General features: G+C 42.2%; 12 protein-coding genes. 4 read left to right on the top strand and 8 right to left on the bottom strand.

Annotated elements, in window-relative coordinates; translation table 11 throughout:
* Positions 1-52 precede the first annotated feature (52 nt).
* Both BVC89_RS22105 and BVC89_RS22100 read left to right on the top strand, forming a co-directional pair.
* Entirely contained in the window at positions 53-826 is a 774-nt protein-coding gene (locus BVC89_RS22105; RefSeq protein ID WP_086933286.1) for a glycosyltransferase family 2 protein, read from the top strand.
* 205 nt (positions 827-1,031) lie between these two features.
* The gene (locus tag BVC89_RS22100) at positions 1,032-1,799 is read left to right on the top strand and encodes a glycosyltransferase family 2 protein (RefSeq protein WP_216825023.1); all 768 of its coding nucleotides are present in this window, start codon (positions 1,032-1,034) and stop codon (positions 1,797-1,799) included.
* A gap of 6 nt (positions 1,800-1,805) precedes the next feature.
* Here BVC89_RS22100 and BVC89_RS22095 read toward each other — a convergent pair whose 3' ends face one another.
* Together BVC89_RS22095 and BVC89_RS22090 are read right to left on the bottom strand one after the other, a co-directional pair.
* Positions 1,806-2,885: a glycosyltransferase gene (locus tag BVC89_RS22095; RefSeq protein ID WP_086933284.1), complete on the bottom strand. Its 1,080-nt coding sequence runs from the start codon at positions 2,883-2,885 to the stop codon at positions 1,806-1,808.
* A gap of 18 nt (positions 2,886-2,903) precedes the next feature.
* Complete coding sequence (locus BVC89_RS22090; RefSeq protein WP_103654298.1) at positions 2,904-3,947, bottom strand: glycosyltransferase family 9 protein; 1,044 nt, start codon at positions 3,945-3,947, stop codon at positions 2,904-2,906.
* A 417-nt stretch (positions 3,948-4,364) separates the two neighbouring features.
* On the opposite strand from BVC89_RS22090, the gene BVC89_RS22085 reads away from it, so the two are divergent.
* Both BVC89_RS22085 and BVC89_RS22080 read left to right on the top strand, forming a co-directional pair.
* Positions 4,365-5,825, top strand: a complete 1,461-nt coding sequence (locus BVC89_RS22085; protein ID WP_158658070.1) for a capsule assembly Wzi family protein — start codon at positions 4,365-4,367, stop codon at positions 5,823-5,825.
* A 21-nt stretch (positions 5,826-5,846) separates the two neighbouring features.
* Entirely contained in the window at positions 5,847-6,386 is a 540-nt protein-coding gene (locus tag BVC89_RS22080) for a hypothetical protein (RefSeq protein WP_158658069.1), read from the top strand.
* Here BVC89_RS22080 and ydiJ read toward each other — a convergent pair.
* From ydiJ to moaA, 6 genes are all read right to left on the bottom strand, one after another.
* Entirely contained in the window at positions 6,366-9,389 is a 3,024-nt protein-coding gene (gene ydiJ, locus BVC89_RS22075) for a D-2-hydroxyglutarate dehydrogenase YdiJ (protein WP_086933280.1), read from the bottom strand. The genes BVC89_RS22080 and ydiJ overlap by 21 nt on opposite strands.
* A gap of 72 nt (positions 9,390-9,461) precedes the next feature.
* A complete protein-coding gene (locus BVC89_RS22070) occupies positions 9,462-10,319 on the bottom strand; it encodes an MOSC domain-containing protein (protein WP_086933279.1) in 858 nt (285 codons plus the stop codon).
* A 9-nt stretch (positions 10,320-10,328) separates the two neighbouring features.
* Positions 10,329-10,637, bottom strand: coding sequence for a DUF1244 domain-containing protein (locus BVC89_RS22065; protein WP_086933278.1), 309 nt, complete (start codon positions 10,635-10,637; stop codon positions 10,329-10,331).
* Positions 10,638-10,724: 87 nt separating this feature from the next.
* Positions 10,725-11,918: a molybdopterin molybdotransferase MoeA gene (locus BVC89_RS22060; RefSeq protein WP_086933277.1), complete on the bottom strand. Its 1,194-nt coding sequence runs from the start codon at positions 11,916-11,918 to the stop codon at positions 10,725-10,727.
* A 46-nt stretch (positions 11,919-11,964) separates the two neighbouring features.
* Positions 11,965-12,483 (bottom strand): molybdenum cofactor biosynthesis protein B, encoded by a 519-nt coding sequence (gene moaB / locus BVC89_RS22055; RefSeq protein ID WP_086933276.1) that lies wholly within the window; start codon positions 12,481-12,483, stop codon positions 11,965-11,967.
* A gap of 52 nt (positions 12,484-12,535) precedes the next feature.
* Complete coding sequence (moaA, locus tag BVC89_RS22050) at positions 12,536-13,528, bottom strand: GTP 3',8-cyclase MoaA (RefSeq protein ID WP_086933275.1); 993 nt, start codon at positions 13,526-13,528, stop codon at positions 12,536-12,538.
* Positions 13,529-13,979 lie beyond the last annotated feature (451 nt).

Here is a 13,979-nt window from a genome sequence, read left to right as displayed (position 1 = left end):
TTCCAAAAAAATGGCCCTTTTGCAATTGTGTTGTTAGCTACTGAGATAAGTAATGGAAAGACAAAAATTATCTTGCTTTATTATCGTTTGTAACGAGGCTGATAGGATAGAACCCTGTCTGCAAAGCCTTGCAGGCTGGGTCGACCAGCTTATTATCTTGGACTCGGGAAGTACCGATGGCACAGTAGAGATTGCGCAACGGTATACACAAGAGGTTTATCAAACAGATTGGCCAGGCTTTGGCCCACAGAGAAATCGAGCTTTGGCTAAATGTCGTTACGATTGGGTTCTTAATATCGATGCTGATGAGCGTATGACCGAAGAGTTACGTGACGAAATTGATAAAACTTTGTCTCAACCTCATCTCAATGCAAATCTAATACAAATTCCTTGGCGAACCTTTCTTTTTGGTAAGGCTTTGCGTTTTGGTCGTTATTCATCCCCTCAGGGGAAGTTATTTAAACGTGAAGGTGTGGCTTTTAAAGATCGGCAGGTGCACGAGACCTTACTGATTCCAAATGAAGTGGCTTTGACTTTGAAAGCACCTCTATTGCACTTTAGTTGGCGAAGTTACCAACATGTGCAAGAAAAGCACCTGAAGTATGCTTGTTTGTTAGCACAGCAAAAATTTGATGCTGGCAAGCGCAGCTCGATAAAAATGGCCGTAATACGTTTTTTTCTGGATTTCTTGCAGCAATACATCCTTAGGTTAGGGTTTTTAGATGGTTGGAGAGGATTTCTTATGGCCGTTATCCTTGGTCAGTATGCATTCCATAAATACGCTGCGTTGGTGGCTCTACAAAATAAGGATTCCGATGCAAAGTAATTGAAGGCGCGCTTTTTACATTGAGTTTTGAATTGAATAGCAAGCCATGAGAAACAATATTCTGTATCATAGCAATATTAAGTGATGCTCCGTATTTCTAAGAAGTTAGTTTTGTTTAAATATTGAGCTATAACGCCCTAGGAGCCTAAGCAGCTTGATCGAACTGCTACCTGTAGGCTAACAAAGAGAGGCACGCTTGGCAAAAGTGAAGATTAGTGTATTTTTCGTAACCTTAAATGAAGCTCAGACAATCGAGGCGGCAATTCGCAGTGTTGCCGGCGTGGACGAGATTGTTGTTGTTGATTCGGGCTCTTCAGATGGTACGGTAGATATATGTCAGCGGCTTGGTGCAAAGGTCATTCATCAAGAATGGATGGGATTTGCCAAGCAGAAGGCCTTCGCCCTTGAGCAATGTCGTAACGAGTGGTGTTTTAATCTAGATGGTGATGAAGTTGTCACTGCAGGTGCTTTGGCGGAGATACAGGGCTTAGTTGAAAATGATCAATGTGACCTGATTCGCCTGCCTTTTGAAGATGTTTTTATGTCGGCGCCGATGCATCATTTATCCCGCAAGCGCTCAATTATTCGTGTTTTTAAAAAATCTAAGGCCAGTTACCCAACAGATAAAACTGTGCATGAAAATGTGATTAGTCGCGGGCGCGTTCTTAAAATTAAAAATCATATTATTCATTATGGCTACTGCGATGCTGCAACCTTAATGGATAAGCAAAATAAGTATTCATCACTTGGTGCGCAGGACAAGTTTAAAAAAGGTAAACGCGCTTCGCGTCTTAAGTTGTTGCTAGTTTTTCCTCTTATTTTTTTGAAGTGCTTCTTATTACGTAAGCTTTTTCTATCAGGTACTCGGGGCTTTATCCAAGCTTATATTGAAGCGATGTATGCCTTCTTAAAAGAGGCTAAGTTGTATGAGTTGGAATACCTTGAGAAAGAAGAAAAAGATAGCAAGCGTTAATCGTGGTTAAACTAGAGCAAGGTATTGCTTGGCTATATTTTGCATATCAAGCTTTGGTAGTACAGTAGCATTTTCAAATTCTTCAGGATTATCCATTGCTTTTATTAGTGCCATTTTTAGCGCTTCGGGTGAATTACATGGTACCAGATATTTACTTAGCGAACCGCTTAATAATTCACTTGGTCCATGTGGGCAGTCGGTACTGACTACAGGTGTTTGGCATGCAAGTGCTTCGGCGAGCACAACGCCAAAACCTTCAAAGTCTGAACATAAAACTAGGGCCTTTGCATTGCGAATAAGGGCATAAGGGTTTTGTTTAAAGCCCAAAACGCGAATATATTGGCTAACTTGGTAGCGCTTTACTACTCGCTCAAGTTTATTACTCGGTTTCGTTAATAGTAAAGTGCATGGCGGAGATTGCCAGGTTTGTAATGTTTTGAACAATACATCATGGCGTTTTTGCTTAGCAAAGCGGCCAATATGAATGATGTAAGGTTGTTCAGGAATATCGCTGTCAGGTGCTAGAGCAAGTGTTTGGATTTCTGCTAAATCAAGAGGGTTGTATATTGTCTGCAGTGAATTAGCCTGAATGCGTCGACTTGTACGAAGCTCTTCTTCAAGCCCCTTTGACACTGTAATAAGATTTTTTCCATGCAGGCATCCGAGTGCCTTCTTTTTTCTAAAATATTTGAAGGGCCCTAGTTTAATTAAACGTTTGAGTGTTTGTTCTATAGAGTTATGAATAACATAATAGGTATTCGGAGGGTTCAGAATACTGACAATTTGATGGCAATCATCCAGGTTTGAAAGATATAAATCGAAACTGCCAACACCATCAATGTAGCATTGTAGTGAGTTGGCCAGTGCTTGCTGAATTTTGGTTTTGTATAGTTTTAGATCGCTTTGTTCAGATAAAAAGTGAACATTAATGTCCTCAGGTAATGCGTAGTCACGTTTATTTTTTAAAACAATGAGTTGAACAAAAGCGCCTTCATTCTGTATTGCTTTGGCCAGCGTCAAGCATACTTTCTCAGCGCCACCGCCATTTAAGGTATCAATAATAATCGCAATACGTAGCAAGCTCATCGGAAAACACTAAGTATACTATTGGGCTTGTATGAGTGCATCGAGATCATCGATGGCTTTATTTAAGCCGTTCTCAACATGTTGTGATGAAAAATTGTGATCCTGAGCGATAATTGTCAGCATTTTTTCTGCCATTGAAGAGGCATCCATATCGCTTTGTGCCAACAAATTTAGGGATGCGCACAAGGAAACACGGCCCTGCTGTTCTTCTGTTATTGGTGCCGCCACCACCTTTAAATGATAGGTGAGTGACTGCAGTAGCGAGCTGCCGCCAGCGAGCAATGCGGCATGGGCTTGTTGCAGTAAAGAATTGAATTCGGTAGGGTCAAGGTGAGGAATCTCTATAATTGCAGGGTCATTGCGATGTTCTGCGCTGGCGTTTAAACCATAAACAACAATAACTTTCAGATCACACTGTTTCGCGATGTTAATCGCTGCATCTGCGAAGATGTCAGTCACTAGACGATTGTTGACATAGTGCCCACCGCTACCTGAACTAACAACAATGTACTTATTTGAGGTCACCTGATACTTTTTGTGCAGTTGTGCAGCGAGTTGCTTATCAGGTTTGGCAAATATAGGGCCGACAGCTAGTGGCGGCTCTCTATTTAATATGTTGAGTTTAAATTTTGCCCATATACTAAGTTTCTGTAGCGCAAATTGCGGCTGCACAAGCCAGATTCTATCCGTATATTGTAGCCGCCGCAGAGCTAGGCCCTTTGAGAGCTTTTTTCCACGTGGGCATATGAAAATAGTTTTGATTCCCAGTTTCTTACAGTGACGCAGTTGACCAACCCGCCCTGAGGCATCGAATAAGACCAGTTGTGGATTGAATTCAGAGATGTACTGGTTGACAAGTTTTGTATGCAATGTAGGCGAGCGAGGCGTTAGCTTTACGGGGAACGGACAGGTTTTGTGGTATTCAGTTTGTTCGTTAAGTATAAAGCGTATATCTGCATCAGGATGGCGCTGTTTTATTTCCTCTGCTAAACACATAGATCTCATATATTCACCAATTCCCTTAGGCGAAGATACGGGAACAAAGAGGATTTTTAACACCATAAGAATTCACTAACTTCTGCAATCTTGATTAACTTACACCCAAAGAGATGTACTGCGAATGCGCCTAGGTCAAAATAGCGTTTCATCATGCTGGAAATTAATGACTTACTTAACTAAATACCCTGGCCCTGCATAAAAAGCCTGTATCATAGCGAACTAATGTTGTGTGCACCATGTTTTGTTTGGGTAACTGTGACCTTTGGCGTCATATAAGTGTATCAAAATGTTCAGTGTTAGCTTGTTCGCATTTGTAACACAGTGGCAGTCTACATCTACACTAATGTCAACTCTGCGATAATGCCTGAATATGTATCAATACCTCACTATCCTGAGAATAGGTTACTGCAACTTCAAAACAAAGTTAGTATACTAGGTATTATTAAACTCTATTGTTCTACATATCTTTACAAAAATCTTATGTCATTTTATTGGAAGCGTACAAGTTGCTGGATTGCATTACTTTTTTGTTCATTTTCACATGAAGCTTACAGTAGTGGTGTTTCCCCTTATTTATCGGAAAAGCTTTCCCCTCTTATTGAAAATGAAGTAGAGCGCTTAGCTGTCGTTGCCGGAATTCCTAATCTAACACGCCCTTATAGCTTAGCCACAATTTTTCATTATCTTGAGCGTGTTAGGGAAAGCCACCCTCATTTGTACCATCGTTTAAACAATTCGTTAAAGCCTTATACCCATCGTTTTTCATTAACTCATGCCAAAGCAGAACTACGTTATTCTGATCAAGTACATCCACTGCCAAATGAGCGCGGTAACGATACGGATTCCCTGGCGAATATTAGTTTAAGAGGGCAGTGGCAGGTGGCAGACTGGTTTGCTATTTATGGTGGCACCCACATTACAGGATATAGTGGATCGGATAATGATCAAAATAATTATCAGCCTGCTGGCAGTATAATTTCTATAGGTGTTGATTGGGCGCAATTAGATATTGGTTATAAAGATTATTGGTTGTCTCCTTTCCAGAGTACTTCTCAATTGCTTAGCACACACGCTGAGAGTATGCCTTCAATATCACTGAGTAATAATTTACCCATTGAGTTTTTTGATATTCGCTGGAATTACCAAATCTTTCTCGCTGAAATGTCTCGCCAGCCGGTGTTATTTAACAATGAGTTTAGTGATACGGATAAACCTTTAATTGCAGGCTTTCATTTAGGCTTTCAACCGACACCATGGTGGTCTTTTAGTGCCACTCGAATTCTCCAGTTTGCCGGTGGTGAAAGACCTTTGGATGCGACCACTGTGGTTAAAGCATTTTTTGATCCGCGCGCAGCAGATAATGATGCCTCAGTTGATTCAGAGTCTGGTAATCAAATTGCTGCGCTTTCCAGTAAAATTAACTTTGATGGACGTCTTCCCTTTTCCTTTGCAGTAGAAATTGCGGGTGAAGATACTTCCAATAATAAAAGCTATCAACTGGGTAATACTGCGCTTACCGTAGGCCTGAACTTCCCTTACTTTTTTTCAGAAAACTTAAGTCTCGTGTACGAATACTCCGACTGGCAGGATGCATGGTATGTCAATAATGTTTATCGCGAAGGCTATGCCAATGATGGATTTGTGCTAGGCAACTGGGCACTACAAGGACAGCGTTTGGGAGCTCTTGCAGGCGAAACAACTGAAGGTAATAGTCATTTTATTAAAACTCAGTGGCAAACTTCCTTTGATCATATTATTTCTGCGCTGGTGCGAGTTTCCGACCATGAAGATACGGCTAATTTTGAGTATCAGCAAGGTTGGGAATTGGAAGTAGATTACTCAATTCCTGTAGGTACTCATGTACTAACTTTCGGCGCTTATACAGGAAAAGATAATTTTGGAGAAGATTTTGCACAATTTAAGTTGTCGTTGGAGTGGTAAGCAGGAATGAAGAACCGTGGTATGTTAAATAAAACTAGATTCATTTTTTTGCTATGTCTGATGTGTATTATTTCCGTGGTAAGAGCGGAGACATTTTACGAAGCGTCGGTGGGTGTGAGCCGCATGGCTTTAGATATTACGCAAAAGCGAGGACCTGCATTTGAAGACAATAGTAATGCTATTAACATTGCTATAGGTGCTTACCGACAGTCAAACGAAAAGTCTGCCTGGGGTGGGGTGGTTGAGTACATCGGACCCATTGGTCGAGACGACCTGCCTGGCAGTGGCCGCCTTATCGGTTTTCGCCCGCTCAATTATTTGAGGAATATGGGGAGAAATATCAGTTATGAACTCTATGCCGGAGCGGCTCAGTATGATTGGCGCAAAGCTGCCAATGGTTATTATGGCGGCTTTAATCTAAGGTATGAAATTTTCGATAATCGCTTAGGCCTTGCTGTTGATGTTAAATACTTTCAAGACCTTGCCTTTGATTCTCCCCAAGGCGATGACATAGTCGATGGCTTCAACACTGGCATAAAATTAATCTATCGATTTAAGTAACGCTTGTACAGGGTGTAAGAGGTGCTTAGCCTCTTCCCTTTTTACTTGGCTGCGACAGGAAAATCCAGTGGCAATTAACTCGTCGGATTCATAGTATTGCTTGACAGGCTTCTGCCAACTCATTTTATAGAGTTTTTGTGACGTTTCCTTATTCTTACTTTCATGGCCGAAGGTTCCAGACATACCACAGCATCCAACATTTAAGATTTCTAAGGAGTGACCAAAAGCGTTAAAGACTTTTTGCCAATTCTTAACGGATGCAGCTGCGTTACTACTTTCAGTGCAGTGAGGCAAAAGTTTAAAACTACGTGCTGTGGTGTGTGGGATTGATGCCTTGGGGATTTGTTTTATTATCCAATCCTGTAGTAAATGAACGGACGGTGCTTCATGACTTCCCACATACTTTTTATACTCGCCTTGGTATGTTAGCGTCATCGATGGATCGATACCCACCATGGCAACACCGAGAGCGGCGATATCGTTAAGCTGTTGGCTATTTTTTTTAGCTGCTTTAGTGAAGGCTCTGAGAAATCCGTGCACATGCAGCGGCTTGCCATTGGGTAAGTAAGGGGCGAGTAGTGGTTTAAAACCGAGTTTTTCTAATAGCTTGCATGTATCAAACACCAGTGAGCTTTCAAAGTAAGAAGTAAACGCATCTTGTACAATAACAACAGTTGTGGCTTTTTCTTCGGCCGATAAGTTCGCCAGTACTTCCTTAGTTGCAATTTTAAGAGGCGCTAACATCTTAGCGTTTATCATCGGGCCATCGACAAAGCCAACGGCTTTATCCAATATAAAGCGTGTTGCAGCAAAACTCATAATGGGGTTATACAGCCATGGAACTTTTGCACAATAAGGTAAGAGATATTCTAAAGCGCCGACTAAATAGTCTTTCAATGGACGAAAGTAGCGTGTGTGATAAAGTTCGAGAAATTGACTCCTAAACTCTGGCACATTAACTTTGATTGGGCATTGTCCGGCACAAGATTTACAGGCCAAACAGGTTGCCATTGACTGATAAACTTCGTGAGAAAAATCGTATTCTCCTCGCCGTTTCGCTCGCCAACTTTGAATTTTTTCAGGTAAATTATTGACGTCTACTAAAAAGCTGAGACTTTCTATTTTTTGTTTATTACGAGTTGTTTTGCTAATTGAGGTCAGCCATTCTCTTAGTAAAGATGCTCGCCCTTTAGGAGACTGTGTACGCTCACGAGTTGCTTTCCAGGAGGGACACATAGCATCTTGAGTATTCCAATTAAAACAGGCTCCATTGCCGTTACAATATACGGCATCGCTAAACTCATTCCATATTTTTACCGGAATTTCTCTATCACTTTGGCCTCTTGTCGGCACCTGGTCAATGCCAAGTAAGGTTATATCTTGCGATGGGGTTGCGATTTTTCCAGGGTTTAATTGATTATGCGGATCGAAGCAGGCCTTTATCCGTTGTAATTGTGGGTAGAGGTCACCAAAAAAATCCGGTGCATATTCCGAGCGTACACCTTTACCGTGCTCACCCCATAGTAGGCCATGATATTGGCGGGTAAGTTCAGCTACGCGATCTGATATTTCCCATGCAATTTCTTCATGGCGATTTTGCTTCATGTCCAATGCAGGACGCACGTGTAAGACTCCTGCGTCCACATGACCAAACATACCATATTGCAGATCATAAGCGTCTAGTATTTCACGGAATTCAAAAATAAAATCAGCCAGATGCTCTGGTGGTACGGCGGTATCTTCAACAAATGGAATGGGCCGAGCTTCGCCTTCAACATTGCCCAATAATCCCACTGCACGTTTACGCATGCCCCAAATTTTATTGACTGAGTCACGGCCTACGGCAATAGAGTAACCCATGCGCTTGGGGTTACTATCTGCTTCTTTACTGAGCAAAGATTTTAAACGCTCGATGCCTTGGGTTAATTCCTCCTCGGAGTGGGCAGTATACTCAACCAGATTAATGCCTTGTAATTCGGCATTGTCTTGATCGTCAAAAAACTCTTCTACTTGGTGCCAGACGAAGTCCTGCATGGCCAAATTTAAAACTTTTGAGTCAATTGTCTCAATCGATGTGGGTGCTGCCTGCATTAATTGTGTTGCGTCTCTTAAAGACGCGTCGAAATCCGTGTATTTGACAATCACGATTGCCGCGTGGGAAGGAATGGTTAACAGGTTTAGTTTTGCTTCACTTACAAAACCCAGCGTGCCTTCGCTACCACAGATAAGGCTATTGAGGTTAAAGCGACCGTTTTCATCTCGGATGTGGGCTAGATCATAGCCTGTTAAACATCGATTAAGCGGCGGAAAAACCTCCTCGATAAGGGCTTTATTTTCACGATAGATATTATCCACCAAACGATGAATAAGGCCGACTTTATCTTGTTGCGCACAGATGGCTTCAAGTTCGCTATCGGCAATAGCTTGCGAGGAAATAACCGAGCCATCTAGCAAGACACTTTTTAGTTCGATAACATGATCTCGAGTTTTACCGTACAAGCAAGAGCCCTGTCCGGAGGCATCTGTATTAATCATCCCGCCTATGGTGGCACGGTTGCTGGTGGACAGCTCTGGAGCGAAAAACAAGCCATATTCTTTTAAAGCAGCGTTAAGCTGGTCTTTAACCACGCCCCCTTGTACTCGCACCCATTTCTGTTCGGCATTAACCTCCAAAATAGTGTTCATATGCTTGGATATGTCAACGACAATGCCATCGGTTAAAGACTGTCCATTAGTGCCTGTGCCGCCACCACGAGGAGATAGCACAATGTCACGATACTCTTCTTTATCTGCCAGCTGACACAAAAGCACTAGATCATCCTCATTGGCAGGATAAATAACCCCTTGTGGCAATACTTGGTAGACGGAATTATCTGTGGACGACACTGTTCGGTTGGCGTAGTCAGGACAGATGTCGCCGGCGAATGCTGAGGCTTTCAGCGCTTCTAGAAAGCTCAAATAATGTGTTTGAACAGGGTTCAAATTTTTTAATACGGGAATCATAAACGGTAGTGCTGCGCTTGAGTTGTTTATCTACATAATATTGTAAACCACTGCAATGAATAAGCGTCCTATTTATGGCTTGTTTGTTAATAGCTCTACCTTCTGCCCAACCTCTAACTGGCATGAGGATATACCATCTAAGGTACTATTGACGCCATAAGCCGGCGCTTTGGTGTTGTCGGGCATACTATTGAGTTCAGTTAGAGATCTAAACGGTGTAGCCTTGGGCAAATACTCCCCTGTATCAGGGTTAACTGTGATCATAATGCAGCGCTGGCAATGATCAACCAAGTTAAATGCGAAATCGTGTGCCGATGAAGTGAGATACTGATATTGATGTTCACTAAAAGCCGGTAACCCTGATAAAACTATATTGGCGCGAAAGTTTCGCATATCCACTTCGTCTAAGTTTTGCTCATGGAGTTTTTGATTCAATGCTTCTAAAGATGCACTGTTAGCAATAAGGTAGGGCGCGGCATCAGAGAAATATTGACTGTCGACAGCAAAGCGTTCAGGCTTAATAAACTCCCTTTTATGCCCTTGGTGAGCTTTTAGCAAACGTAGAGGAACATCTGATTTTAAAGCTTCAGTGATCCACTGGTTAACATCATCGGCTGCACTTTGACCGAAGCTGTGATCTTTCCACACTTTTACTGGGATAGGCTCCTTGTCATGTTTCGGAGTTGCAACGGATATACTGCCCATTTCTGGCGCAGATAATGTTAAGCCATTATTTTCGATACTAGGCTTTATCAAAGCCATATTCGGCTTTTTACGTTGAGTTAATGGGGTGCCATCGTCGGTAAAAATCGCCCACTGCCGATCATGTTCGATACCAGATACTAAGCCCACTGCACGCGATAGTGAAATCCCCTGTAATGATTTAACTGGATATACATAAAGGCCAGAAATGCTTGCGCTTACTTTCATTTTATCTCCTTAATGCTTATCTTCCTTTTGTTGTGTATTACTCTGAAATTGTTTCATTTGTTGATCGTTTGCAGGTGTTTGGTACTTTTCCTTCCACTCGGGATAGGGCATACCATAAACAATTTCTCTGGCGCTATCGTAATCGATTTCTTCACCGTGTTCTTCAGCAGCGGCGCGATACCATTTCGATAAACAATTGCGGCAAAAACCTGCTAAGTTCATCAAATCTATATTTTGAGCATCTTTTCTGCTATCCAAATGTTGTAATAAGCGTTGAAATACGGCTGCTTCGATTTCAGTCTTCGTTTGTGTGTCCATTGTTTATTGTTCGCTTGTGTTATTGGTGGCCATAAAACCAGAATGCTTTTGGGTAGGCCTGGGTAAATACTTATCAGGTGAATACTATCAGATGTAAAACGAGTCTAGGGGAAACACTTGCACTAAATCTCCAACCGACATCTCTTTGTGAGAGGGAATCAAGGCCAGAGCTTGTGCCCAACAGACCGAAGTGAGTACACCAGAACTTTGGTTAGTAAATTTCTCAACTTTGCCATTATTGATACGTACGCGAATATACTCCGGACGTGTTTGTGCTCTACTTACCGCAAAATTAACAGGTAAATAAAAACTTACAGGGGCAGTATCTTTTTCGCCTTGAAGTTTTTTAAGCAAAGGGGATGCAAATAATATGAACGTGACAAAAGCTGACACAGGATTACCAGGTAAGCCTAAAAAAGCTGTGTTGCCAATTTTTCCGAAAGCTAGAGGTTTTCCGGGTTTTACTCTTACCTTCCATACGGCAAGTTCACCCAGTGCCTTCACAGCTTCCTTAACATGATCTTCTTCACCAACTGAAACGCCTCCAGTAGAAATAACCAGATCTGCATCCTTTGCGCTGCTTTCTAGTGCTTGGCAGGTGCTTGCATAGGAATCTTCGACAATTGTCCTTTCAATAACTTCACACCCCATCATGGTCAGGAAAGATACAAGCATGGGTAAATTTGAGTTATAAATTTGACCGGGTTTAAGAGGTGAGCCGGGTTCTACTAATTCATCCCCAGTACTTAACAAGGCAACTTTAATTTTTCTACGTACACTCACTTCGGACTCGCCAATGGAAGCGATTAGACCTATGTGCTGAGGTTTTAAGCGCTGCCCTTTGGTTAAAATGGTGTGCTCGGCTTTTATGTCTTGTCCACAGGCTCGAATGTTTTCTCCTATGTTAGGTGTTTTTAAAATTCTTACCCTTTCACTGTCCAGTGCTTCGCAGTTTTCTTGCATAATAACTGCGTTGGCATTTTGAGGTATTTCACTGCCTGTGAAAATTCTTGCAGCAGACCCTGCCTTTAACGGAGAAGGTGCCGCACCTGCAGGTATGCGCTGCGAAACTGGGAATTCAGACTGACCATCAGTTAATTCATAAACATTGACCGCGTAACCATCCATTGCACTATTATCCGCTGGGGGTACGTTAACCTTAGCGACTATATCGTGTGCTAAAACACGATTGCAGGCCTGTGCGATACCGACGCTCTGCTCGCACGTTATTGACTCTATTGCAGCTAGAATATTTTGTTGCGCTTCCTCGACTTCAAGCATTGGCTCTCACTTTATATTGATAACGCATAGGGAATGTGGTTAGGTTTTACTTGTTAGCCACCAGTTGACCAACAAAATTGCAGGGACGTGTTAAAGAATTTACTTGTTCTTCTATAATTTTGTTCCAAGCGGTGCTACAAGCACCAGTAGAGCCGGGCAGACAAAATATAAGAGTTTTGTTAGCAAAGCCTGCAAAGGCGCGGGACTGAATAGTTGATGTGCCAATTTCATCATAGGAAACTTGACGGAAAAGCTCGCCAAAGCCGGTGACTTCTTTATCCAATAAAGGGTGCATGGCTTCTGGAGTGCTGTCTCTACCTGCAAAGCCGGTGCCTCCAGTAATTAACACTACCTGGGCTGCACCGTCGTATATCCACTGAGACACTACTGCGCGTATGTGGTAGACATCGTCTTTTACCAAGGTGCGATCATGTAATTTGTGGCCCGCTGCGGTAAGACAATCCACGAGTTTTTGCCCTGAAGTATCGTTCTCGTTTGTTCGCGTATCTGACACAGTCAAAACACACATATTTAATGGCACAAAGGCGTCAAATTTCTCTGGCATAATAGTTCTAACTCGATAAATAAAGAATTAAATGTGGTAGCGGTATTTTAACCTAGCCACCTGTTGCATTCATAAAGCGCAGTATCTGGGGTTCCTGAGTTAAATCAAACTCGTGTTTCTCTGGCTTTATCTGCATCGCTTCAATAATCGCTTGACGTAATACTTGATCATCATCATTTGCACGCATGACCTGTTTGAGGTCGACACTATGCTCATTGCCAAGGCATAGCAATAGCCTGCCGGAAGCGGTGACTCTAACGCGGTTGCAGCTTGCACAAAAATTGTCAGTGTGAGGTGATATAAATCCTATTTTGCCGGCATAGCCCTCTGCCTCCCAGTAGCGCGATGGCCCGCCCGTTGAATGTTCAGAGGGGTTGAGCTGGAAGTTTGTGGCAAGTAGGTTGCGCACATCTTCGCTACTGATAAACTCAGCATCTCGCGCGTGGCTGCTGATTTCTCCCAGGGGCATTTCCTCGATAAAACTAATATCCATACCTCTTTCAAGAGCGTAGCTAGCAAGCGGTAAGGCTTCATCGAGGTTATAGTTCTTCATTAATACTGCATTGATTTTAATTTTTTCAAAGCCGGCATCAAGAGCGCACTCAATACCATCAAGAACCCTCTGCAAATCTCCTACGCGGGTGAGCTGCTTAAATCTATCTGCTCGCAGAGAATCCAAACTTACATTAATGCGTTTGACACCCGCCTGTGCTAGAGGTTTGGCCAGCTTAGTTAGCTGTGAGCCATTGGTTGTTAGGCAGAGTTCCTGTAAATGTTCTATTGCACCTAGACGCTGAAGCAGGTGGAGTGCATCGTTGCGTATCAGTGGTTCACCACCAGTAATACGTATTTTACTTACTCCCAAATCTACGAAGGTTTGACTGAGTCGTACTAACTCTTCGTGACTGAGCACTTCTTTACGCGGTAGAAAGGTCATTTCTTCAGCCATGCAGTAGATACAACGAAAATCACATCGATCTGTAATGGATAATCGTAGATATTCGATTAGGCGGCCGAAGTTATCAGATAAGTTTGCAGAAGTCATAGAGTGCAATTATTCATTACTATGGCAAGAAAGGCTATTAACATTGGTTAACAAATCTCGAATTTCAGTTCAAATTGTCACGTTACATTTCATATCGTGCTCTTTTGCTGTTCATTAATTTCATTGTCACTACCTTTCGTGTGTTTAATACTCTAACCAGTTTGCGCATGTTTTATTTTGGTGCGCTACCACTTTTTAAATAATAGCCACTGCTGGGTTTAGACAACAATCTCCAAAAATAATGCACTTATATTGACCGAAAATGATTTTTATTGGTGCGAGTTGTTGTGGCTTTTCTTTAGTCTGAATCCTGGCGCTATATTAGTTTATGTTTCTAACACATTGATTTTAAAATAAAAACCAGATTTTTTGGCACTTTCAGTTCTGTGGCATTTTTATTGCTAACACAGATAGATAAATAATGTCTGTGTTACTAAAGGTGGTGTAAGAA

Source organism: Agarilytica rhodophyticola, assembly GCF_002157225.2.
GTDB lineage: Bacteria > Pseudomonadota > Gammaproteobacteria > Pseudomonadales > Cellvibrionaceae > Agarilytica > Agarilytica rhodophyticola.
Note: the sequence above shows the minus strand (reverse complement) of the source record. Positions and strands in the feature narration are given on the sequence as shown.

Coding starts and splice junctions, on each gene's coding strand:
- BVC89_RS22080 (WP_158658069.1), top strand. CDS start 5,847: ATGTTAAATAAAACTAGATTCATTTTTTTGCTATGTCTGATGTGTATT.
- BVC89_RS22090 (WP_103654298.1), bottom strand. CDS start 3,947: ATGGTGTTAAAAATCCTCTTTGTTCCCGTATCTTCGCCTAAGGGAATT.
- moaB (WP_086933276.1), bottom strand. CDS start 12,483: ATGCCAGAGAAATTTGACGCCTTTGTGCCATTAAATATGTGTGTTTTG.
- BVC89_RS22085 (WP_158658070.1), top strand. CDS start 4,365: ATGTCATTTTATTGGAAGCGTACAAGTTGCTGGATTGCATTACTTTTT.
- BVC89_RS22060 (WP_086933277.1), bottom strand. CDS start 11,918: ATGCTTGAAGTCGAGGAAGCGCAACAAAATATTCTAGCTGCAATAGAG.
- BVC89_RS22070 (WP_086933279.1), bottom strand. CDS start 10,319: ATGAAAGTAAGCGCAAGCATTTCTGGCCTTTATGTATATCCAGTTAAA.
- BVC89_RS22105 (WP_086933286.1), top strand. CDS start 53: ATGGAAAGACAAAAATTATCTTGCTTTATTATCGTTTGTAACGAGGCT.
- BVC89_RS22065 (WP_086933278.1), bottom strand. CDS start 10,637: ATGGACACACAAACGAAGACTGAAATCGAAGCAGCCGTATTTCAACGC.
- BVC89_RS22095 (WP_086933284.1), bottom strand. CDS start 2,885: ATGAGCTTGCTACGTATTGCGATTATTATTGATACCTTAAATGGCGGT.
- moaA (WP_086933275.1), bottom strand. CDS start 13,528: ATGACTTCTGCAAACTTATCTGATAACTTCGGCCGCCTAATCGAATAT.
- ydiJ (WP_086933280.1), bottom strand. CDS start 9,389: ATGATTCCCGTATTAAAAAATTTGAACCCTGTTCAAACACATTATTTG.